This window comes from Acinetobacter sp. CAU_H_S139_7 (assembly GCF_058599305.1).
Genome location: NZ_CM178651.1, coordinates 3,213,076 through 3,236,669, shown reverse-complemented (window position 1 = coordinate 3,236,669; position 23,594 = coordinate 3,213,076). Strand labels below are relative to the sequence as shown.

Genomic DNA, 23,594 nt, shown 5'->3' with positions numbered 1-23,594 from the left:
CAGTTAAGGTCTGAAACCAGTATCCTTATGATTATTTGGGTGTTTCACAAGACTCATCGGAACACTGTGCCGCATTATTTTCTTCTGTTGGCATTTGTGCTTTTTCAAGGACTTGTAGAAAGACTTCACGTGGCTGTGCACCCGCTAAAGCCACACGCTGATCGAAAACAAAGAATGGCACACCCGTTACTTTCAGTTGTTCACGCGCCACTTCTTGGTCAAACTTCACGAAATCTGCATATTCGTCAGAATCCAACACATCATCTACCTCAACTGGGTTTAAGCCAATACGAGAGGCCACATCTTCAATGGTTTCACGTTCACCAATCGGTAAACCTTGCGTCATATAACTAAAGAAAAAGGCTTCTTCAGCTTCATTGCCTAAACCATGGCTTTGAGCAAGGTGGATAATACGGTGTGCATTGAAACTGTTGCCTGAGTTGGCATTTTCCCAGTTAAATTCAATGCCTTCTTCCGCAGCCATTTTGGCAATATTACGTTGCATCTCTTCAACTTCAGCGACCGTGCGACCATATTTTAGTGCGAGACGTTCTGAGTTCGAAATTTCTTGGCGAACTGGCGCATCTGGATCCAGTTCAAAACTGTGCCAGTGCACTTCCAATTCAACACCAGCCTGTTCAGCTGCCGCTTCTAAACGTTTTTTGCCAATATAACAAAAAGGACAAACAACATCTGACCAAATATCTACACGCATGGGATTTCTCAAAAATAGTAAAAAGAGCAATTAAGGAAATGATGGGGATGAGTTATAAAATTTAAAGCAGGTCCATTAAAAAAAGCGGTTTCGCTATGTATTCAATCAGTTGAATCTTCTGGGCTTTACCGCTTATCTGACAACTACGCAACACAAAGATCGAAAAATATACAATAGGGTGAAGGCGCTCAGTTTGAGCATGCCTTTTTATATCTCTTAGCGTTTGGGATTGTTTTATGAAATTTTTAAATTCTCTTCCGGTTTTTTGTTACGCTCTTCTTTTTATGCCGACTTTGCTGCAGGCCAATGGTGAGATTGTGAGTCTACCGACTTTTAAAACTATGGCGGAATCAGAGCTACGTGCTGAAACGGGTGTGATTCCTTATCAACAGGATGAAAATATTCGTAAAGCCTTGCAGCACCGTATTGTTCAGTTGCAGGATGATGCACAGTCTTTTGTGGTCGATCCGACTATCACTCAAAACATCGATATCTTGCCCCCTGCGGTCACAGCAGATCTAAATTCTGTGCCACCTTTGTTACGTGAGCATGTCTTAAACATCGCCGCTGGTTTGCAGTCGTCTAATCCAACTGAAGGTTTGTATATCATGTTGCAGCCGTTTGGCATTGACCGTAATGCGACCAATGTACAAATTGCCCGTGAACAAATTTCGATTGGGCAGATTGATCGGAATTTTATGCAAGGGATTCAACAGAATAGTCAGCAACCGAGAACAGCTCCAGCGAAGTAATACTTCCTAATTCATTTATCGCCAGTACATTCCTCATCCACTTGGGGAGGGTACGGCCTGAGCGTCCTCAAATATCGATAACATGTTGAAATATTGATCATGTGCCTTTATTTGCTATGATGAAAAGAAATGAAGAGGAAGCTGAACATGCGACGTATCGTGTTGATTTTAGTTCTTGCGACCAGTGCCGTTTTTGGTTGGATGTATTATCAGTATTCTCAACAACAAAAAGAGCAGCAGCAGCTACAACGCTATGAAACGGTGCTGTATGAAAAGACTGAACAAATTTACAAACAAGCTCAAGATTGGACCACACCGATTCAAGTCGATGTGAAAGACCCACGTCTGACAGGTGACTATCAAATTATGGCGGAGTTTGTGCTCAGTCATATGCTGCAAAATGCCGAAGCGCGTAATCAATATCTGCGAGATTTAAAAGCCTTAAATTGGGATCAATTTTTAAATATTGACCGATTAAGCAAAGACAAAAAGAACAATTATGCTGAAACGGAGCAAATGCTGAAAGACGTACATGCCGTTGTTGAGAGCTACGCACAGCAGGTTGAACAACGTCAGAAAGAGGCCATTGCTCAGGCCAAAGATTTAGCAATATCTTCACGGTTCCGCCATCAACTGACCGACAGCATGAAAGCCAGTGAAAAAAGCCATGAAGCCACCCGCCTGTTTAGTCTTGAACAGCAAAATTTAGCCAAGGCAGATCAAATCTTCTTGGTGCTGAAAAATAACCAATGGGAAAAGAAAAATAACACCTTTATGTTTTATGAAGATGCACCACTACAGCAGTTTAATGCGCTGTATAAAGAGATTTTGGCACTGAATAGCCAGATGCAGCAGGTCGAAAAACAGACCCAAAAAGAGGTAGAACAGAAGTTATAACACAGTGCAAAGATGACAGTCTTGTAAGCGGACTGTCATCTGTTGTTCAAAATTGGCTGCTAGAGTAAAAGCATCACAACGATGACGACTTTTCAGTGCAGGCAGGTGAGTCATGAGAACCATACACGTTTTTGATGATATTCAGCATGTGTATAGTGAGTTTGTAGAAAATAAAAACTATCCAAAATTAGAACGTTTAAGCAACTGGGGGAAGAATCGTTTTTTCTTCAACCAATATTTCAAAATGATCGAAGACTGGCACCACACCGAACAAATCGTGATTCAGTTTAACCAACAGTACTTCAGTCTAGATACGGGCAGCGCGCCTGACTTTATGGACAAAGAAAAGTATATGGCTTGGTTGATGGGCGAACTCTTAATTTAAATCTTTCACAAAACAGCACAGCGCCTGATCCGTTCTAGGCGCTGTGCTTGTGTTGAATTAATCAAAAATTTTATCGGCTGCTTGAAACGGTAGGCTGACCACGTCGATTGCCACAGCAAAGGGCAGTAACACTAATTTTTCAAAAGGATTCATGCCTGACTTCGATTTATAACTTTCCTCTTGATGGGTATAAATGCTCACCTGATAAGGCTTACTCAAGGCTTTTAGGGAGGCTAAATTGTTCGCCGCAGGGTAAACCACACCTGCCAGTTTGATCTCGAAACAGAAACGTTGTGCAAACATGCGTTCATCACTGGAACTTGAACATTCCTTCGCGCCATTTTCAATAAAAAATTCCAGATCTTTCTTACTGATATCTTCTTTGAGCTTCACATAGGACAGAGGTAATGTCCCTGTAAAATGACCATCATTCTTTTCTGAATAGAAACCCAGTTCTCGGGTGACTTGAATATTTTTCGGCTCCAGTTTGCCAATCAAGCTGACAAATTGAGGTCCACCTTGGGTCAATACATAACTTTTTTGTTGCCCTGCAATCACTAAACTATGCACAGGTAAATTCGGTAGAGGCTGAGCAGGTTTGCCAAAAGCCACCACTTGGTCTTCGATTAAGGTCACTTTGCTGGTACGGGTATAGGTTTTATTGTCTTTGGTCATCAGGGTTTTGGTGGCACAGCCTGTGAATAATGTTCCCATGACGCCTAAGCAAATGATGGTTTTTAAAGGTGATGCAAACATCGATAGACTCCGACTCATTTGAAATATAGTTAAGCTGAATTTTTATTGTCTTTAAGCCTATCATTAAAATGTTCAAAAAGTCGCCAAAGCTCAAAATTTTAAAGTCATGAACGTTCTAGGAGTCGCTCAATGCCGTGGCAACAGATTTTATTTTTTATCCATCTGCTGTTTCTAGATAACGAATGAATGTTCATTTGAGTAGGAACTGGCTATGATCATGCAGGCGCTTGATAAAAAATTATGGACTGGCGAATACGTCATAACAAGGTGGGAAATAGGCTGATGCAAAACTTGATTTGTTATAAAGAACTGCCTGTGTGGACTGCGCAGACCATTCCGCAAGGGTTTAAAAATCAACACAATACCAAAGCGGGCACGTGGGCAAAGCTAAAGATTTATCAAGGTGAGCTGAGTTTTGCTTTTCTAGATGAGGCAGGTCAAGTGCAATCTGAACATCTGTTTACAGCTGAGCAACAGCCACCATTTATTCAGCCTCAAGCATGGCACAAAATTGTTTCGACCAGTGACGACATAGAGTGTCAGCTGCAATTTTACTGTACCTCGCAGGATTATTTTTATAAGAAATATCAGCTTTCACCCACACATTCAGAAATTTTGGCGGCTATGCCGTATTTACACGGTGGTCGGGCTTTGGATGTCGGCTGTGGACAAGGGCGAAATTCGCTGTACTTAAATCAGCAGGGTTTTGAGGTAGATGCTTGGGATGTGAATCCGCAAAGTTTGCAAAAATTACAGCAAATAATAGATGCCGAAGGTATTCAAAAGATTCATGTGCAACAGCGTGACCTCAATGCTGACCCAAGCATTACTGGCAGATACGACTTTATTTGCTGTACGGTGGTGATGATGTTTTTAGAAGCGCCAACTGTGAAACCATTGATTGCGCAGATGCAACAAGCCACAAATGTAAATGGATTTAACTTGATCGTCTGTGCGATGGATACCGATGATATTCCTGCGCAGCCTGACTTTCCATTTGCGTTTAAAGCAGGAGAGTTAAGTGCGCTATATGATGGCTGGAACATTGTGAAATACAATGAAGATGTAGGTGAGTTACATCGGGTTGATAAGCAGGGTAATCGGATTAAGCAGCATTTTGCGACGTTATTGGCGCAGCGGATAGATGATTTATAAGAATAAATATTTTTTTACTATAAACTGAGGAAATTAAATGATTTTTCATAGAAAAAATTAAAGAGTAGTGATAAGTTTATTATTTGAAATATTTATTTTTAATTAATAACTTATATTTACTTACGGCGTATATGAACATAAACCAAAGAATTGAAAAAATTTTAAATCATTTATCTGACAATATGTATGAAAGAGAACATATTATTGCATTAACTTTGTTAGGTGCTTTATCAGGTACAAATACTTTTTTACTTGGTTCTCCAGGTACTGCTAAAAGCTTAATTTCAAGAAAAATTGCACAGGCTTTCGAGCAGCCAAAGTATTTTGAATATTTGATGAATCGCTTTAGTACACCTGAAGAAGTTTTTGGTCCTGTTTCTATCAAAGCGTTAAAAGAAGATCGTTATACACGTAAAATTGAAAGCTATTTACCAAATGCAGACTTTGCTTTTTTAGATGAAATTTGGAAATCTAGTCCTGCAATTTTGAATGCTTTACTCACATTGGTAAATGAAAAATTATTTAAAAATGGTGATGAAATTCTTCATGTACCATTAAAGGCTTTAATTTCAGCTTCAAATGAAATCCCTGCTGAAAATCAAGGTTTGGATGCTTTATATGATCGTTTCATTTTACGCCTAATAGTTGAGCCGATTAAAAATAATGAAAATTTCTTAAATTTAATTTGCTCTAAACCAACTGAGATCGAGATAAATTTAGATAAGCAGTTATTAATTAAAAAAGATGAATGGCAAAAATGGCAAAAAGACATTCATGAGGTGAAATTTAGCAAGGAAGTATCAGATATCATATTGATGATTCGTCAAATGATATCTGATTTACCTAAAGATAAAAAAATTTATGTTTCAGATCGTCGTTGGCAAAGAGCTGCTTATTTACTTAAAGCCGCTGCATTTTTTAATGGGCGTCAAGAAGTCATTTTAAGTGAAATATTTTTGCTGAAATATTGTTTATGGAGTAAATCAGAAAATTTTAAAGACATTGATAATATTGTAGAGCAATGCTTAAAGAATAATGGTTTAGATAGTGGTATTGATCAAGAGAATTCCATATCAGAAAAGCAACGCTTAGAAAATGAAATTAAAACAGAGCTGTATTATTCGGATGATGTTTATGACACAGTGCAAATTGGTACTGAAGAATACTATCCATTTACTCTTCAAACTTACAGAAATGAAATTGAAGTTTATATTAATGTGAGTCATGTAGGAACTGATGAATGGTTTTATGCAAAAGATATCAATGGAAATGATTTAAATTATGAATATAATTTTCAAAATAATGGTAGTTGTAATTTTCACAATATGAATAAAAAGTTTACTCCACAAGTGAAATATACGAAAGGTTCTAAAAAGGAAGATATAAATAAAAGGCTAATTAAAGCTTTACACGATGAGGTAGGTAGTATCCAAAAGGATTTTGAACAGGCATTATTGCAAGTTACAAATAGAAAGAATGAACTTTTAGATGAATTTGACTCATTATTTATTTCTTTAAAAGAAAAAGATTTTTTAGTGAGTAGTCTTGAAAAGCAGATACAAAATTTTGAATTAAATATTCAGGATAGTGAGAGACTAAAATCCTTATGTATCAGCTAAATTTATTTGATGATACTAAAGAAGCAGTGCAACAAGCCACGAAAGAAAATTCATTATCACAGTGGCTTGAGCATGAAAAGATTAGTCATCGTTTAGACATGCAAGTCAAAGTTTGGTCTAAAAATACTGAGCGACAACTTTTCTTAGATAATCCATATTATTTGTATCAAGAGCAATATGAAGATATTGCTCAAAATAATTTGTCTAAAGTAAATGGCGCTGTTCAGCAGTATAGTGAATTCTTAAAATTTTCAGGTTTGCCTGACTCTACTGCGTATTGGCAAAAAGAGCTTGAAAAGCCTAAAGTGAACCAACAAAAGTTGATGTCTCACTTATTAGGTGATTGGAAGAAAAATTTAGATCAACAAATTGCTGAATGGAATTTAAAAAAGATTGATGAGCTGAGAAAAAAGTTTATTGAAGAGTTTATAAAGCAATTACAGGATTTAGAAGAGTTAAAAAAACTGACGGACAGTTTAGGCTTGGAAACAGGTACTTTTTTAGACTATTCCAAAGGAAATTTAATACCACAAGATATTGTTCAGTTTAAACAATGGGCGGAATATCTCCGAAACAATGCTTCATTGGCAGAGGTTTTAAATGTATTAGGTAAAATTCAAAGTGCTAAAATTGCAGAAGATAAAAAAGTTATTTCACAGTCTTTGAGTATTGAAACATATATTCCTGATATAAATTCTAGAGAAGAAATTATAGGAACAAAATTAGCTAAGGATTTAGAGTTTATTTTGCCTTCTGAATTGGCATTATTGTCAGATCCTGAAACTGAAATTTTGTTTGATTTAAAATTTATAGAATCCAATCTGATGTGTTTTGAGATGCAAGGATTGCAACCTTATAAAGATACTATTGAACAGGATGTAGAGGTATCTGATGATTCGAAAGGACCGATGATCTTATGTATAGATACGAGTGGTTCGATGAATGGCATGCCAGAATATATTGCTAAAGCAACGGCTTTATATTTTGCAACTCAAGCAATGAAAGAAAAACGAAAATGTTTTTTAATTAATTTTTCGACATCAATTAAGACATTAGAATTAACAAGTGACAATGGATTAAAAAGTGTTATAGATTTTCTAAAAATGTCTTTCTATGGTGGAACAGACGTTGCACCTGCTTTAGCTTATGCATTGCAACTAGTTGAAAAAGAAAATTATAAAAAAGCAGATATTCTTGTAGTATCAGATTTTATAATGGCATCTTTAGATACAAAAATTCATAATAAGATTAAATTAGTTAAGGAAAATAAAAATCAATTTTTTTCATTAGTAATAGGGTATTCTCCAATTAATGAATTTTCTCGAGATTACTTTGATAGAGAATGGCTATTTAATCCTAGAAATAGTTCTGTTACAGAAATAGTGAATTTAATTAAATAAAAAAACCCCGCAATAAGCGGGGTTTCTTTTATCTCAGCATTTAATTAAGAATTAAACACGTTCGATAATCGTTGCGATACCTTGACCCAGACCGATACACATAGTCGCAAGACCAATTTGCGTATCTTGTTGTTCCATCACGTTCAACAACGTCGTTGTAATACGCGAACCAGAACAGCCCAATGGGTGACCCAGTGCAATCGCGCCACCATTTAAGTTAATGATGTCTTGCTTCTCATAAACACCTAAGCCTTTCATCACTGATAAGCCTTGAGCAGCAAATGCTTCGTTTAACTCGATGGTTTGGATATCCGCCATGCTTAAGCCAGCACGTTTAAGTGCTTTTTGAGTTGCAGGTACAGGACCATAACCCATGATCGCAGCATCACAGCCTGCAACCGCCATAGAGCGAATTACAGCACGTGGCTTAAGACCTAAAGCTTGAGCACGTTCAGCAGACATCAGTAGCATTGCAGAAGCACCATCAGACAAAGCTGAAGAAGTCGCAGCTGTTACTGTACCGCCTTTCGGGTCAAATACAGGACGTAAACCTTTGAATGCTTCAAGGTTTGCATCTGGACGAATCACTTCGTCGATATCGCATAGGATTTTGAAGCCATTGGCATCATGACCTTCAACACCCACGATTTCGTTTTTGAAACGACCTTCTTGCGTTGCAGCCCAAGCGCGGCGGTGAGACTCAACACCGAACGCATCTTGTTCTTCACGTGTAATGCCGTTCATACGACCTAACATTTCAGCAGTTAAGCCCATCATGTTAGACGCTTTTGCATAGTGTTTAGATGCTTCTGGGTTGAGGTCGATGCCGTGCATCATCCCTACGTGACCCATGTGCTCTACACCACCGATGATGAAGATATCACCTTGGTTCGTTGCAATCTGTGCAGCAGCGGTGTGTAGCGCTTGCATAGATGAACCACAAAGACGGTTAACCGTTTGACCTGCCACAGTTTTTGGAAGGTCAGCCAATAAACCAATGTTACGGCCAATGTTCATACCTTGTTCTAAAGTCTGGTTTACACAGCCCCAGATCAGGTCTTCAACTTCATTGGTGTCAAACTGGTTACGAGCAACTAAAGCACGAACCAATTCAGCCGATAAGCTGTCAGCACGTACATTGCGGAACATACCGTTTTTGGTTTTACCCATTGCTGAACGTACGCCATCAACGATGACAACGTCACGTGGATTTAAAGTAGCCATTCACGTTGCTCCTTAACCGTAGAATTTTTTGTTGTTAGCAGCCATGTCACGCAACATTTGTGGCGCTTCATAAGCCTTACCTAAGTGTGCGTATTTGTCGCAAAGTGCAACGTATTCAGCAACACCTGTTTGGTCGATGTAACGGCATGGACCACCACGGAATGGAGGGAAACCTACACCCATAATCATCGCCATATCTGCTTCAGAAGCAGTCGCGACGATGTTGTCTTCTAGGCAACGAACAGTTTCGTTACAGAAAGCAAGCATCATACGGTCAATGATTTCTTGAGCATCAAACTCGCGTTTTTCCGCAGTTGCCACAGTAGCAACAAGCTCATACGCAGTTGGATCAACCACTTTGGCTTTTTTGCCTTTACGGTCAAGTTCGTATTTGTAGAAACCAACGTCGTTCTTTTGACCCAAACGTTTGTTTTCGTACATGATTTCGATTGAACCTTTGAAGTCTGGCTTCATACGGTCAGGGAAACCTTCAGCCATGACTTCTGCACCGTGAACGCCCGTGTCGATACCAACAACGTCGATTAGGTAAGCAGGACCCATAGGCCAGCCGAATTTTTCCATGACTTTGTCGACTTGTTGGAAGTCAGCACCGTCTTTCAATAGAAGGTCAAATGCACCGAAGTAAGGGAACAATACGCGGTTTACAAGGAAACCTGGGCAGTCGTTTACTACGATTGGTGTTTTACCCATTTTCTGAGCAAGAACAACCGTGGTCGCAATTGCTTCAGCCGAAGTCTTCTCACCACGGATCACTTCTACCAATGGCATCATGTGTACTGGGTTAAAGAAGTGCATACCGACAAAGTTTTCAGGACGTTGTAGGTTTTCAGCCAAACGTGTGATTGAAATGGTTGAAGTATTTGAAGCAATGATCGTGTTGTCACGAACATTTTTCTCAGTTTCAGCCAGTACAATGCCTTTTACTTTTGGATTTTCAGTCACCGCTTCAATCACGATGTCCACTTCTTTAAACTCGTCATAGCTTAAAGTTGGACGGATGCGCGCAAGAGTTTCACCCATTTGAGCAGGTTTCATCTTCTTACGTTCAACTTGTTTGGTGAGTAAGCCATTGGCTTCTTTCATACCCAAAGCAAGTTGCGGGTTACCAATGTCTTTCATGATGATTGGTGTGCCTTTGCTTGCCGCTTGGTAAGCAATACCGCCACCCATGATACCCGCGCCTAATACAGCCGCTTGGTTTACAGGGTGCGCACCTTTTTCATATTTCTTCGAAGTTTTCTTCACCACTTGGTCATTGATGAATAGACCAATCAATGCACCTGCTTGTGGTGTAATCGCTGCTTTTGCAAAACCAGCCGCTTCAGCTTGCAGTGCTTCATTACGTGGAAGGCTTGCACCAGCTTGTAATGAGTCAAGAAGAAGTTTAGGTGCAGGGTATTGAGCAGGATTTGCTTTTGCAAGAACCGCACCTTTCGCCGAGTTGAACGCCATCATTTGTTCGATTGGGTTCAATTTAACTGGGTCAAGTTTTTCTTGGCGTTTTGCTTTCCAGTCTACACGGCCAGCAAGGGCTTGTTTAACCAAGTCAATTGCAGCGTCTTGGAGTTTGTCGGCAGCAACCACTGCATCAACCGCACCATCTTTCAGTGCAGCAGCTGGTTTTTTAGGATTAGCCATGGCCATCCATTCAACTGCATTGTCGATACCGATCACACGGCTTAAACGAACCGTACCACCGAAACCAGGGAAGATGCCCAGTTTGATTTCAGGAAGACCGACTTGAGCCGCTTCTGACATCACACGATAGTCACACACGAGGCACATTTCAAAGCCGCCGCCCAATGCCATACCATTGATCGCTGCAACTTTAGGAATCTCTAAATCTTCAAATGCGTTGAAAATGTCGTGAACAGGCAATGCCCAATCCACAATCGCTTGTTCGCCTTGAGCGAAGTTTGCACCAAATTCAGTAATATCTGCGCCAACGATAAATGTAGATTTAGCCGAAGTAACGATTAAGCCTTTGATGTCACCGTTTGCTTTAACAGCGTCAATTGCAGCTTTGAAATCTTCAATCGTTGCACGGTTAAATTTGTTGACCGACTCACCTTGTAAGTCAAAGCGGAATTCTGCAATTCCGTCCGAAAGCATTTGGACGGTAATGGCATTGCCAGCGTGGATCATGCCTGATCTCCTTTATTTTGGAGGACTTCTAAGTTGATGTTGTGAAGCGAGTACGTCATTCCTACGTACATCTATGCTCCGCCAATCTTACGATAACTATATCGAAAAAGAACATAACAAGTTGTATCAAGCCGTGACGCAAGGGTCATCTATTTTTATTCAATTATTTCGTGTGCTTGCGTGATGTATTTTTGAATGATGCGGCTTAAATAGAGTGAAGTTTTTGTTTCATTTAAGATTTTTTATGGATGAGTGTTCAAAAAATGATTAGACGGCGTACTTATATTTCAAGTCAATCTTTGTGCCGATTTTGGCAATTTAGTCAATGCTGCACTTGCAGGTAAACTCAAACAGAATGAAAACTTGTGATGAAAAGCTGGAAATAGGACGTACTTTGCAGCCTATGTTACAATTCGCAGTCTAGACCGAATACCGGTCTTTTTCTTTTATTTCGTTTTCTTTGGTTTCCAGGTTTTCATATGATGAAGTGGATCATTCTGGCGATTTTTATTCTTTCTGCACTTTATATTCAGCAACGTGGGAAGGTTCGTCACTCGTTTTATCGTCAATTTTTCGATCATTCAACGATTCTTGCACCGATTAACTACCTCATGTACATGTTTTCAAAGGTGCCGAATCAGCCATATATCGATACCCAGCATTTTCAAGACTTAAAAGTGTTGGATGAAAACTGGGAAATGATTCGTGATGAAGCCAAAGCTTTATATGAAAAAGGCGGAATTAAAGCATCGAGCAGTTATGATGACTTAGGGTTTAATTCCTTTTTCAAAACGGGTTGGAAGCGTTTTTATCTGAAATGGTATGACTCTGCGCATCCGTCAGCTGCTGAACTTTGTCCAAAAACGACGGCGTTGCTGAAAACCTTGCCGACCATTAAAGCCGCGATGTTTACTGAACTGGCACCAGACAGCCGTTTGGTTCGTCATCGTGACCCTTATGCGGGTTCATTGCGTTATCACTTGGGGCTGATCACACCGAATGATGACCGCTGCTTTATTGATGTGGATGGTCAGCGCTATTCATGGCGTGATGGTGAAAGTGTGGTCTTTGATGAAACTTATATTCACTATGCCGAAAACACCACTGATCAAAACCGCATTATTTTCTTTGCCGATGTCGAGCGTCCATTAAAGACACGCTTTATGGAACGTTTCAATCACTGGTTTGGTAAAAAAGTGATGACCGCTGCCAGCTCTCCAAATGAAGCTGGGGATCAAACGGGTGGGCTGAATAAAGTCTTTGGTTATGTCTATCAAGTGCGGATCAAAGCCAAAGCTTTGAAGAAAACCAACCGTCAACTGTACTACTTCTTAAAGTGGTTCCTGATGCTCGGAATTTTCTTTTTGATCTTTGTTCAACCTTATGTGTTTTAAAGCACATTAAGCGCCCTGAGGGGCGTTTTTTATTTGGGCAGAAAAGGGGGAGGCCTATCTGCCCTTTTGATTTTTCTATTTATTTCAAGGCTCACAGTGGATTCGAACCACGTATGGCTTTATGCTTTATCCAGTTAAAACTAAAAACAACATGAGCGCGTATCTGTGTCATTTTTAAGATCGCAACTTATAACTTAGATAAAGCATGAGGTTTCAAGGTGCAAAAGTTTCGTTCGAAGATGGACTGGTGGTTTTTGGGGTTTATTATTGCTATGTCAGGCCTGTTAGCCCAATTGATTTTGACCACCTATGGCAAAGGCATTTTGATGCAAAATCTTTTGTTCGTTGTGGTCTATGCTTTGACTATTGTTTTACTGTGGTGGCCGCTGTGGAGTACCCGCTATGTGGTTGATCAGGAGCAACTGACAATTCGCAGTCTCTGTTTTAAATGGATCATTCCCTTGACTGCGATACAGTCTGTTTCTGAAACAGATAATTCCATCAGTTCACCAGCCTTGTCCTTAGATCGTCTAAAGATTGAATACCTGAAACAGGGCCAACCCAAAACTATTTTGGTGTCACCGAAAGACAAAGTAGCGTTTAAAGCTGCGTTAAAATTGTCATAAATACAGTCTTAGGCAAGTTGTATGCTTTACGGGCCTAAGCGAGTGAAAGCCTTGCTCAAATATGCCGTGAAGACTAAAGTAAAATAAACTTGAGTTCTGTTCATCCCACAAACCTCCACATGCAAAACGTCTACTTGCCGTTGAAGGATATGCTTATGAAGCCGTATCAATTGAGTCCGACACAAATTCAAACTTTAGTGCCGCATATGGGGAGTTGTATTGCATCAGATATGATTACGGTGCAAGGCCTAAAAGTGGCTTATATGTACCGTGAAGAAGCACAATCTAGCGATGAAAGTGGTTGGGTGTTTTTATCGGGTGAAGAAGGGGATGACTATATTGAAGACCCTGAAAATTTAGGCCTTTATGAGGTCAATGTGATTGCCAACTATGATGCGGACATCATTGCTCACTTAAATGCGCCTGCGGGAAGTCACTTTGCCCGCAATGAACAAGGTGTGTTTGAACGGATCGATTTTGAAGAGATGGATCTGGAATAAGCCTTCAATCTCAGTATCAATGTCTTTTGCCAGCCAGACTGGTTGTGAAACGCACTAGCAATGAGCTTGAAATGCGTCAGACCTGCCCAATCTAAAAGACAGATCAAAGGCTAAGCCTAAGCAGAACAGTTGACGGCGAGCCGAGAAAATTAGGGAATCCTGTGAACGAAAACGCACGAGAACATATCGAAAAAATTTTAGCCAATATGACCACACTGCCGGGCGTTTATCGCATGCTCGGCAAAGACGGTGAACTGCTGTATGTGGGTAAAGCGAAAAATTTAAAAAATCGTGTCTCGAGTTATTTTGTCAAAACCATTGAGCACCCGAAGACGCAGGCTTTGGTGGCGCGTATTTATGACATCGAAACCTTAGTCGTTCGTTCCGAAACTGAAGCACTGCTGCTTGAACAAAACCTGATTAAGCTGCACCGTCCTCCGTATAACATTATGCTCAGGGACGATAAATCCTATGTGTATATCTTTGTCTCTGCCGACAAACCTTATCCACGGATTGCATCGGGTCGAGGCAAAGGCAAACACCAAGTTGGGAAGTTCTTTGGGCCGTATCCGAGTGCTTATAATGCACGGGATACTTTGTTGGTTTTGCAAAAGCTGTTTAATGTTCGCCAGTGTGAAAATAGCTATTTTTCACAGCGTAAGCGTCCTTGTTTGCAGTATCAAATCAAGCGTTGTTCAGCGCCGTGTGTAGGACTCATTAGCCCTGAAGAGTATAAAAATGATGTCGATAACTCGATTCGTTTTTTACAAGGGGACACCAAAGAGCTGAATCAAGAACTGATTGCAAAAATGGAGCAAGCGGCCGAAGCCTTAGAATTTGAAAAAGCAGTGTTTTACCGTGACCGTATGGCGTTGCTGCGGGATGTCCAGTCTCAACAAGCCATTTATAAGCTCAAAGGTGAGGCAGATATTTTAGCGATTGCCTATCAGGCAGGAGTGACCTGTGTGCAGATTATGCATGTGCGCAACGGGAAAATGCTCGGAGGAAAAAGTTATTTTCCAGATATGCTCGGAGAGGGTTTGGGGCAAATGCTGGCTGACTTCATAGCGAACTTTTATTTCCAAGTGGCAGATGAAGTACCCAGTGAGGTGATTGTAAATGTCGAATTGCCCGATCGAAAAGAACTGGAACAAGCGTTACAACAACAGTTTGATAAGAAAGTACAGATTAAACATAGCGTGCGTGAGACACGTGCAGAATGGTTAGAGCTGGCACAGATGAATGTACAGCATGCGATCAAAGGGCAATTGGCCAATCACTTTGAGCTGAATGAGCGTTTCCATCAACTAGAACAAGTGGTGGGACATCCGATTGATCGGATCGAATGTTTTGACATCTCACATACCATGGGTGAAGAAACCGTTGCTTCCTGTGTGGTATTCGACAGTGGCGGCATTCGTAAGCGCGATTATCGTCAGTTTTCAATTCAAGACATTACTGCTGGTGATGACTATGCCGCAATGCGCCAAGCGCTGACCCGTCGTTATAAAAAAGCCATGCTGCCTGATTTACTGCTGATTGATGGTGGCAAAGGGCAGTTGCATATGGCGATGGACGTCATGCAAGAGCTGGGTTTAGAGGCCTTTATGGTCGGGGTGTCAAAAGGTGAAGGTCGTAAACCGGGCCTTGAAACCCTACACTTTACCGATGGAACTAAAATTCAGTTGCCTGAAGATCATAAAGCGTTGCATTTGATTCAACAGGTGCGTGATGAGGCGCATCGCTTTGCGATAACCAAGCACCGAGCCAAACGCGATAAAAAACGGGGTTCATCGATTTTGGAAGTAATTCCGGGTTTGGGGCCGAAACGCCGCCGCGATTTGTTGACGCATTTTGGCGGGATTCAAGGGGTGTTAAAGGCCTCCGAGAAAGACTTAACTGGAGTCCCCGGTTTGGGCGAAGTGATGGCCCGTACTATTTATAAAGTCTTGCATGAATAGAACCGCACCTACTGCGATGGCAAAAGTGCTCATTGACGCATGGGTCATTGATCATTCACATTGGTTGAATTGTGTTGTAAAGATATGGACGGAATTTAAAACAAGGATGCCACATGTCACTTCAACACAGTTATCAAGCTTTAGCAGAACAAGAATGGATTGATATTCCTACAGGTTGGTTACAAGGACGCACGATTTATGGGGGACTGGTCGCAGGTTTAATGATGCAAAAAGCATTGTTGACTCTTGCCGATGACACGAAGCATTTACTCAGTTGTAGCGTGACTTTTGTTGGCCCAGTACAGCAGGCCAAAGTTCGTTTAACCAACGAGATTCTACGTCAAGGTAAGTCGGTTACGACCTTGGAAGTACGTTTATGGCAAGATGATGCAGTTCAAAGCATTTTAGTGGCAAGCTTTGGGACACAGCGTGAATCAAGTATCCATGTGCATCAAGAACCTGTAGCACCAGCGTTTCCATCGGTTGATGGTCTCACAGTAGCACCGCATCATCCGCTTGCGCCTGAGTGCTTTAAGCAGCTAGATATGGTTTGGGTGACAGGGCAGTATCCATGTACAGCCAGCCCAAAGCCTGACTTTTCTGGCTGGTATCGGTTTAATCCAGACTTACATGAAAATCGAGACATGACTGTAGCCGACCTCATGGTGTCGATGGACATTTGGCCACCAGGGGTGCTACCGATGTTTAAAAGTATGGCACCTGCCAGTTCGCTAACATGGCATTTGACCTATGTGCATCCGCTGAAAAATCAGTTACACGATTGGATGAAGTACCGCGTTGAAACGCAATATGCTGCGGATGGATATTCCACCGAAGCCGCCTATTTGTGGGATGATCAGAATCGTTTAATTGCAATTTCACGTCAAACAGTTACCGTGTTTGCCTAGTGACACCTTAGGTCAATTCGTATAAAGTGGGCGCTATTAACGATGGATTAAACCTCAAAAAAGTGTGCATTTTCATCGTACATGAGGGAAACAACGGGCGGTGTTTATGACTACAGGTCGCATCCTGAATATTCCTAATATCTTGACCTTGGCGCGTATTGCCTTAATTCCGGTCTTTTTGTTGGTGGCCTATTGGCCCCCTGTAATGGGTATCGCTGAACAAGCGGTAAGTATGTCTCGTCATATTTTGTTGACGTCTATTTTTGTCGTTGCAGCGGTGACAGATTGGTTCGATGGTTATTTGGCGCGGACTTTAAATCAGACCTCTGCATTTGGGCGTTTCTTAGATCCAGTTGCGGATAAATTGATGGTGGCAGCAGCACTGATTGTGTTGGTACAGTGGAAACCTGAAATTTCGATGGCATTTGCGGCGATTGTGATTATTTCCCGTGAAATTACGGTGTCAGCACTGCGTGAATGGATGGCGGAATTAGGTGCGCGTACCAATGTAGCCGTGTCTACGGTTGGGAAATATAAAACCGCTTTTCAAATGATTGCGATTACTGTGTTCTTACTGAATTGGCAGCCGCTTGAAATGTTGGCTTATGCATTGTTGTATACCGCGGTAATTTTGACTTTATGGTCGATGTTTATTTATCTCAAAGCGGCTTGGCCTTACTTAAAACAGCCTTAAGCATTTTTTATATTTAAAACTCCAGCAAAATTGCTGGAGTTTTGGTTTGATGATTTGGCATATATCAATGTAAAAATTTTACTTATAGCCGCATTTTGATCAGTTATTTATGCATCCAGTTCGTAGATTCTTGCTTGAAGTTTCCCATCTTTTCCAAATTCGTTTAAATGACCATCCAGATCCATCCACATTTTAGTGATGGGTGTCTCATCTAAATTTGCACCGACCCAAGTAAATACACCCTTTAAATCATAAATTCCATCATTATCTTGAAGTGAAAAGTCACACATGACGGCAAAACCTGTTCGAACTAAAATCACATCATTTTGATGGTCAGCTGGTTTTGCACCACTTAACCAATCAGGGTCACCAGTGATTTTAAATTGAAGCAGTTGGACACTTGGAGATTGCTGGATAAACATGTTAGTAACTGAACTTAAAATCTCTTCAAAGGGGTTGGGAGATAAAAATTCAAGCATATGTTTGCTCTCTAATAGTTTTTCGAAATCGGTTTTCATATTTAACTCTTTATTTAATAAGCTTATCCTAGTTCTAAAAAATTGTGCCAGAACTAACTATGCGTTTCTTCCTCAGTATCATCTTCAAAAGTCTTGGCAATTTTTTCAATATTGAGGCTCTTGGCCATGGCATCAAAAATTTCTTTATAGACTCCATCCTGACGGTACAGCGCTTCATGTTCCCCATGTTCAGCAATACAACCTTCCTTCATGACATAGGTATAATCGGCATCGATAATTTGTGACAAACTATGCGAAATAATAATCACCGTTCGCCCTTGTTTGATCTCATCGAGGCTCTGTTTAATTTGCTCGCTAGCAATCGCATCGAGGCTGGCGGTTGGTTCATCCAGAAAAATAATCGGTGGGTTCTTGAGGAACATCCGTGCCAGCGCAATGCGTTGTTGTTGCCCGCCTGAAAGCATCAGTGCATCGGATTGGTAAGCTGCGGGTAACTGCAAAATTTGTTCATGAATAGAGGCTTTTTCTGCGGCAGCATAGACCTCTTCATCACTGGCATTGATTTTTCCATAGCGAATATTGTCTAAAATACTGCCTTGGAAAATGTGATTTTTCTGTAAGACGAGGCCAATGTGATCGCGTAAATAGGCGGTGTCGATGTCTTGTAAATCAATTCCATCGAGCTCAATTTTTCCTGCATCAGGCTGATAAAATTTATCTAATAGGCTAATTAAAGTGGATTTTCCTGCACCAGATAAGCCCACCAAAGCCGTGATTTTGTTGGGTCGAATTTCCATGTTGATTTGTTTTAATGCGTGATGACCATTGGGGTAGAAAAAATCGACATTCTTTAAGGTGAATTTACCCTGAATTGTGGGTTTGAGCGCACCACTTTGCTCGATTTCATCATCTGCTTCTAAAATTTTAAAAAAGCTTTCCGCGTAAATCATTGCATCATTGACTTCATCATAAATACGGTGCAATGAACGAATTGGCGCAGAGACATTATTAAACAGCAAAATATGAAACATGATCATGCCAATGCTCATTTGTCCATCGAGCACAAAGTACGCCGTGAGGATGATGATTAACACAATCCCGATTTGTTCAATAAAGGTCTTTAAGCCATCAAATAAAAAGCTGAGTTGACGCGTTTGCATCTGGTTATCGGTCAGTGCTTTTTGTAGTTTCAGTTGTTTAGTCGATTCAATGGACTCTCGGTTAAAGGACTTAATCACGCTAATCGACTGGATAATACTGAGAATGCCTTGGCTCTTTTTTTCACGGCCATCACGCAGGTTGCGCCGCCATCCGCCCAGTTTCTTAGCTTGTTGGAAGGTCAGCCAAAAGTAAATTGGGATAATACTGGTCGCCACCAAACCGACGTAGAAGTTGGCATAGTACATCAGCCCCAGTGCCACAATGGCACTGCTAAAAAGTGGCAAAATATCGATAAAAAAGATTTGTACCAGACGGGTCAGTGAACCAATGCCACGGTCAATTCGCGTTTGTAGCTTACCCGCTTGGTTTTGATCGGCATTAAAAAAAGCCAAACGGTAGCTAAGGAATTTTTCGATAATACTTTGCGCCAAGTCTTGCGATACCAGAATGCGGAGCTTTTCCCCATAAAACTTTTGACCAAACTGCACCAAGGCACTGATGATTTCTTTACTGAGTAAAATCATAGAAATGGTGATCAAAATATGGAGGCCTTCGGTCAGTCCTTGGCCTTGTTCGACCAGACGGTTGATACTGTCGACGGCATATTGCAAAGTCAGAGCATTAACCTGCGCGGTGAAGGAACCAATCAGCGTCAGGATCAAGGTCGCAATCACCAATATCCGATAGGGACGGACAAAGGGGTGAAGCTTTTGAAACAACTGCCAAAGGTTCATACATGCTTCTTTTTATTGTGAAAGTTCACATGAGTGTATGCATAAGGAGGCTAGGCGACAAGCTGTGACTTTGTTTTGATTTGTGTCGTTCTAAATTCAGTTAAACTGTTTGCAGAGGAGGAAAAGTCATGACCTTAAATCTGTTTAGTCCTGAACCGCAAGCAAACTTGCTCCCATTCGATGGGCAGGTGCAGGACTTGGGCTTGATTTTAACTGCGAAGCAAAGTGCGAAATATTTGGATTATTTTTTAGCACATTTGGCATGGCAACCTGACGAGGTCGTACTGTATGGCAAACGTTATGTCACGGAGCGAAAAGTGGTGTGGTATGGCGATGCCGAGTATGAATATCACTATTCGGGCAGTGCCAAGCAAGCACGGTTATGGAATCCAGCTTTGTTTCGTTTAAAACAACATATTGAGCAATTGGTGGGACATCCATTTAACTCATGCCTAGCTAATTTATATGAAAATGGCAGCCAAGCCGTCGGCTGGCATAGTGATGATGAGCCTTCACTACGTTCACCGCAGCAAGAAAATGTGGTGATTGCCTCACTCAGTTTTGGCGCAACCCGTAAGTTTTGCTTTAAGCACAAGTTTAAACAGGAAAAAGTCGGGCTGATGTTGCACAGCGGGCAATTGATCGTGATGCGTGGACAGACCCAGCGCTACTGGAAACATGCTTTGATGAAATCCAGCAAAATCACTGAGCCGCGTCTGAATTTAACCTTTCGCTATTTCTATCCAATGCTTCAACGCTAAGTAAAATTAAGCTTCAATATTATGCAATAGATGGCATTTCTGTTCGATCTGTAAGGCGCTATGTCTTAATATTTCAACCATTTTTTTCAGATCCACAAATTCAAACCGGTTTTTCGAAGCCAATAAGGTCAGTGCCAACGGTGTATCTTTGGGTGAAAATTTGACTGGTACAGACAGACTGGCTAGGTTGGGGTCAAACTCGCCATTGGAAAAATAATAGCCCTGTTTCTTAATGGCTTTCATTTTCTGTAAAAATTCATCTTGGCTCGCAGCAAAATTGACTTCGGCCAGCTGAGCCGAAAATTTTTGATAATATTCAATAATTTTAGCTTTGCTGAGCTGTGAAATCACCACTTTAGGCGATGAACCTAAATATACGGGACGTGGGCAACCACGCCCATAAGAAAATAACTCAAGGTCTTTAAAGACTTCACCATATAGGTCAATACAGTGCTCTGCGTTGAGCTGGGTGAGGATACAGCAAAACTCCGTTCGCTCAACGATGTCTTGCATAAAAGGAATGCTGATTTGTAAGAGTGGGTCTGTGGTTCGAGAGATATAGTCCAAAACAGCAATTTGAGAGCCTAAAGTATAGTCACCGCTGGTACCGCTTAAGCGCTGTAAAAGTCCTGCGGATACCAATTCCTTTAAATAACGGTAACTGGTGGGCTGTGATAGCCCCAGTTCGGCACTGATGATATCGACATTGATAATCGGGCGTGACACAGAAAAGAGGTCTAAGACAGTGAGAATTTTACCGAAACTTGAAAGTGCCATAAGAACCTACTTAGTCAAAATAAATGCCATTTGAACGACAGTTACTATATAACAAAAACCCTAGACTCGACATGGCTTTCGTTCTGGACACATGGCTTTCGTGGACTTTTATCAGCATTTGCAACGCAATAAAAAGGGTGAAATATGATCTTAAAAACATGTAAATTATCATATTAAGATATTTTAATTGACAAAAATCCATATTTTTGGAAAGATTGTCATTATAAATGTCTTTTAATGAATAATGATTTTGTTATTTATTGAGCTATTTTCTTTCCTTTCAACATGGCGCTGTCTTTGACCATGTCTGTAAAAGACTTCATTTATTTGAATCATTTTTTCATCCGTCTTCGCATGAGGTGAGGACGAAGTGATGCTGTTTGTCTGAGCAATGCTGTGTTGAAGAGTTGTTTAAATGTTGTCATTCAGCGCATTTAGAGATGAATTTATGTTCCTCACCAAACAGTTACTCGCATTCCGTCCAAATAAATTGGACTGGATTTTTGCGACGAAAACCTTTTTGGCAGGCATGCTTTCACTTTATGTCGCATTTTCATTAGATTTGGCTTATCCCATTTGGGCGATTGGAACGGTCTTCGTCATCGCAAACCCATATGCGGGTATGACCTCCTCAAAAAGTCTTTATCGGGTGTTGGGAACGTTGCTGGGAGCGATTGTTTCGATTGCAGTCACGCCAAACCTGATCAACACTCCTGAATTGTTCACATTATTTTTAGCCACATGGGTCGGGTTTTGTCTATATTTTTCATTGTTGGATCGGACGCCGCGTAGCTATATTTTTATGTTGGCTGGCTATACTACGGTCATTATTTGCTACAACATTGTCTATAACATTGAAACCACCTCCATGTTTGATATGGCGATTGGTCGCTGTATTGAAATCACGGTGGGAGTACTGTGTAGTGCAGTGGTGAATGCGGTACTGTTTCCCATGCATATTGGTCCCGTAGTCAAAACCCGTGTTTCACAGACTTTTCAAGACACCCGAGCAGTTTTTGATCAGATCCTGACAGATGATGTTAAGGCCATTAATTACAGCACTACGCTTAGTCATATCACGCGGGATATTGCCGATATTCATGTGATGGCCGTGCACTTGAGCTATGAAAAATCGACCTTGCAGGGCATGACCAAACCGCTCCAAGAAATGCTGCATCAACTCAGTATGTTGGTGACAAACTTGGTGGCCATGGCCGAGCGAATTCAGCAGTTAGATCACATTGACTCACGCTACCGTCCAGCTTTAGAAAAAGTCCATGTGCAGATCGTCGAGTTTTTGCAAGGCGATCAAGCCATTTTAGAACAAGAACTAAATCATTTGCCTGAACAATTTGAGTCGAGTTTCCAAGCTGTATTTGACAGTGCCTTGCCACAGCAGCAAGTCATGTTGGCCAGTTTAAAAATGGATGTGCGTCATTTCACCCAAAATATACGTGCCATTAAGCTGATTTGGCAGCGTATCCAACAGGGGGATGACAACTTACCCGCAATCGTGACCCCGATTAGTACAAACTATCCCAATTTACATCGAGATCATGGCGTAGCCGTGCGTGGCGGCATTTCAGCTTTTATTGTGGTGCTTGTGGCGACTGGCTTTTGGATTGTCAGTGGTTGGAAAGCGGGTTTTATGATGGCAGAGATGGCCGCTATTTGTGCCTGTATTCTGACCAGTATGGACAATCCTGTTCCTGCCTTAAAAATCTTTATCCGTGCCAGTCTGTATGCTGCGATTATTGTCTTTATTTATGCTTATGGCATCTTTCCGCACATTAGCGCTTTTTGGATGTTGGCTGTGGTGTTGGCCCCTTTTTGTATGTACTGTCTGATGCTGTTTTTACACCCACCACTCACAGGTTTAGCGCTACCTTTGATAATGGGTGTGGTCATGGGCTTAAACCTACAAAACCGTTATCACCTTGATCAAGTGATGTTTTTTGATGCATCGATTGGGACGGTGCTTGGCCCCATCATTTCTGTCTATGTGATTCACTTGGTGCGTGCGATGTCGCCGGACATTACCGCCAAGCGAATCCTGTCTTTACATTATAAAGCGATACGACAAGCGCTTTATCTACCTTATGGGGTGGAGTTTAGAGTGCATTTACGCAGTATGTTGGATCGGATAGGCGTACTGAATACCAAGTTAGTACAGTCCGATCGCTTGAAGCAAAAAATCAATTTGGCCCTGATTGAATCCAGTGCAGTGATTGATTTAACTCGGGTGCAAGAACTTATTGAAAAAATGCCTATGCAGGCCTCTATCACGCTGTATCTACAAGAACTACAAAGCCAAATGGATGCTTATTTTCACGCTAAAGAATTAGACCATAGCGACCTACAGGTCAGACAACACATTTTGGACAAAATTCAGATCATTCAGGCCGAGCTTATACAGCTGCAAGACCTAAGCATTGCTCGGCGTTTGCAAGTTTCACTGAATAATATTCAAAGCAGTCTCTGTCATGCGACATGGGACGAAATGTCTCAAGTCCGTTTGCTGGGAGCATAA

21 protein-coding genes are annotated in these 23,594 nt (G+C 41.1%); 14 read left to right on the top strand and 7 right to left on the bottom strand.

Annotation, left to right across the window (positions count from 1 at the left end; genetic code table 11):
- Positions 1-31 precede the first annotated feature (31 nt).
- Entirely contained in the window at positions 32-715 is a 684-nt protein-coding gene (locus AC4MC0_RS15720) for a DsbA family oxidoreductase (RefSeq protein ID WP_004978697.1), read from the bottom strand.
- Between the two features lie 236 nt (positions 716-951).
- Here AC4MC0_RS15720 and AC4MC0_RS15715 point away from each other — a divergent pair, with 236 nt between their 5' ends.
- From AC4MC0_RS15715 to AC4MC0_RS15705, 3 genes are all read left to right on the top strand, one after another.
- Positions 952-1,467, top strand: a complete 516-nt coding sequence (locus AC4MC0_RS15715; RefSeq protein ID WP_004692745.1) for a hypothetical protein — start codon at positions 952-954, stop codon at positions 1,465-1,467.
- 147 nt (positions 1,468-1,614) lie between these two features.
- Positions 1,615-2,364: a hypothetical protein gene (locus AC4MC0_RS15710; RefSeq protein WP_335998408.1), complete on the top strand. Its 750-nt coding sequence runs from the start codon at positions 1,615-1,617 to the stop codon at positions 2,362-2,364.
- Positions 2,365-2,476: 112 nt separating this feature from the next.
- Positions 2,477-2,749, top strand: a complete 273-nt coding sequence (locus AC4MC0_RS15705) for a hypothetical protein (protein WP_005400961.1) — start codon at positions 2,477-2,479, stop codon at positions 2,747-2,749.
- A 57-nt stretch (positions 2,750-2,806) separates the two neighbouring features.
- Here the strand turns inward: AC4MC0_RS15705 and AC4MC0_RS15700 are convergent, their stop codons facing one another.
- Entirely contained in the window at positions 2,807-3,505 is a 699-nt protein-coding gene (locus AC4MC0_RS15700) for a YidX family protein (RefSeq protein WP_335998407.1), read from the bottom strand.
- A 282-nt stretch (positions 3,506-3,787) separates the two neighbouring features.
- Here AC4MC0_RS15700 and tehB point away from each other — a divergent pair, with 282 nt between their 5' ends.
- The 3 genes from tehB (at position 3,788) to AC4MC0_RS15685 (ending at position 7,679) form a co-directional block, all read left to right on the top strand.
- The gene (tehB, locus tag AC4MC0_RS15695) at positions 3,788-4,660 is read left to right on the top strand and encodes an SAM-dependent methyltransferase TehB (RefSeq protein ID WP_335998406.1); all 873 of its coding nucleotides are present in this window, start codon (positions 3,788-3,790) and stop codon (positions 4,658-4,660) included.
- Positions 4,661-4,791: 131 nt separating this feature from the next.
- Entirely contained in the window at positions 4,792-6,279 is a 1,488-nt protein-coding gene (locus AC4MC0_RS15690; RefSeq protein WP_335998405.1) for an AAA family ATPase, read from the top strand.
- Positions 6,267-7,679, top strand: a complete 1,413-nt coding sequence (locus AC4MC0_RS15685; protein ID WP_335998404.1) for a VWA domain-containing protein — start codon at positions 6,267-6,269, stop codon at positions 7,677-7,679. Before AC4MC0_RS15690 ends, AC4MC0_RS15685 begins: the two co-directional genes overlap by 13 nt.
- A 51-nt stretch (positions 7,680-7,730) precedes the next feature.
- On the opposite strand, the gene fadA is transcribed toward AC4MC0_RS15685, so the two are convergent.
- Both fadA and fadB read right to left on the bottom strand, forming a co-directional pair.
- Complete coding sequence (gene fadA / locus AC4MC0_RS15680; RefSeq protein ID WP_004692736.1) at positions 7,731-8,903, bottom strand: acetyl-CoA C-acyltransferase FadA; 1,173 nt, start codon at positions 8,901-8,903, stop codon at positions 7,731-7,733.
- 12 nt (positions 8,904-8,915) lie between these two features.
- A complete protein-coding gene (gene fadB / locus AC4MC0_RS15675; protein ID WP_335998403.1) occupies positions 8,916-11,069 on the bottom strand; it encodes a fatty acid oxidation complex subunit alpha FadB in 2,154 nt (717 codons plus the stop codon).
- A 479-nt stretch (positions 11,070-11,548) separates the two neighbouring features.
- On the opposite strand from fadB, the gene lpxO reads away from it, so the two are divergent.
- From lpxO to pgsA, 6 genes are all read left to right on the top strand, one after another.
- Positions 11,549-12,463, top strand: coding sequence for a lipid A hydroxylase LpxO (lpxO, locus tag AC4MC0_RS15670; RefSeq protein WP_335998402.1), 915 nt, complete (start codon positions 11,549-11,551; stop codon positions 12,461-12,463).
- Positions 12,464-12,681: 218 nt separating this feature from the next.
- The gene (locus tag AC4MC0_RS15665) at positions 12,682-13,089 is read left to right on the top strand and encodes a PH domain-containing protein (RefSeq protein WP_058868779.1); all 408 of its coding nucleotides are present in this window, start codon (positions 12,682-12,684) and stop codon (positions 13,087-13,089) included.
- 155 nt (positions 13,090-13,244) lie between these two features.
- The gene (locus AC4MC0_RS15660) at positions 13,245-13,589 is read left to right on the top strand and encodes a DUF2185 domain-containing protein (RefSeq protein ID WP_125273386.1); all 345 of its coding nucleotides are present in this window, start codon (positions 13,245-13,247) and stop codon (positions 13,587-13,589) included.
- A gap of 161 nt (positions 13,590-13,750) precedes the next feature.
- Complete coding sequence (gene uvrC, locus AC4MC0_RS15655) at positions 13,751-15,550, top strand: excinuclease ABC subunit UvrC (RefSeq protein ID WP_151835698.1); 1,800 nt, start codon at positions 13,751-13,753, stop codon at positions 15,548-15,550.
- Between the two features lie 113 nt (positions 15,551-15,663).
- Positions 15,664-16,458, top strand: a complete 795-nt coding sequence (locus tag AC4MC0_RS15650; protein WP_004692730.1) for a thioesterase family protein — start codon at positions 15,664-15,666, stop codon at positions 16,456-16,458.
- Positions 16,459-16,564: 106 nt separating this feature from the next.
- Positions 16,565-17,152, top strand: a complete 588-nt coding sequence (gene pgsA, locus AC4MC0_RS15645; protein ID WP_004692729.1) for a CDP-diacylglycerol--glycerol-3-phosphate 3-phosphatidyltransferase — start codon at positions 16,565-16,567, stop codon at positions 17,150-17,152.
- Between the two features lie 107 nt (positions 17,153-17,259).
- Here the strand turns inward: pgsA and AC4MC0_RS15640 are convergent, their stop codons facing one another.
- Together AC4MC0_RS15640 and AC4MC0_RS15635 are read right to left on the bottom strand one after the other, a co-directional pair.
- On the bottom strand, positions 17,260-17,670 hold the full coding sequence (locus tag AC4MC0_RS15640) for a hypothetical protein (RefSeq protein WP_125273384.1): 411 nt from the start codon (positions 17,668-17,670) through the stop codon (positions 17,260-17,262).
- A 53-nt stretch (positions 17,671-17,723) separates the two neighbouring features.
- A complete protein-coding gene (locus AC4MC0_RS15635) occupies positions 17,724-19,526 on the bottom strand; it encodes an ABC transporter ATP-binding protein (RefSeq protein ID WP_335998401.1) in 1,803 nt (600 codons plus the stop codon).
- A gap of 128 nt (positions 19,527-19,654) precedes the next feature.
- Here AC4MC0_RS15635 and AC4MC0_RS15630 point away from each other — a divergent pair, with 128 nt between their 5' ends.
- Positions 19,655-20,287: an alpha-ketoglutarate-dependent dioxygenase AlkB family protein gene (locus AC4MC0_RS15630; protein ID WP_125273383.1), complete on the top strand. Its 633-nt coding sequence runs from the start codon at positions 19,655-19,657 to the stop codon at positions 20,285-20,287.
- 6 nt (positions 20,288-20,293) lie between these two features.
- Here the strand turns inward: AC4MC0_RS15630 and AC4MC0_RS15625 are convergent, their stop codons facing one another.
- The gene (locus AC4MC0_RS15625; protein WP_004692725.1) at positions 20,294-21,064 is read right to left on the bottom strand and encodes an IclR family transcriptional regulator; all 771 of its coding nucleotides are present in this window, start codon (positions 21,062-21,064) and stop codon (positions 20,294-20,296) included.
- Between the two features lie 448 nt (positions 21,065-21,512).
- Between AC4MC0_RS15625 and AC4MC0_RS15620 the strand changes: the two genes are divergently transcribed.
- Positions 21,513-23,594 carry an FUSC family protein gene (locus AC4MC0_RS15620; RefSeq protein WP_279734009.1) on the top strand — a complete coding sequence of 694 codons (2,082 nt, stop codon included), beginning with the start codon at positions 21,513-21,515 and terminating at the stop codon, positions 23,592-23,594.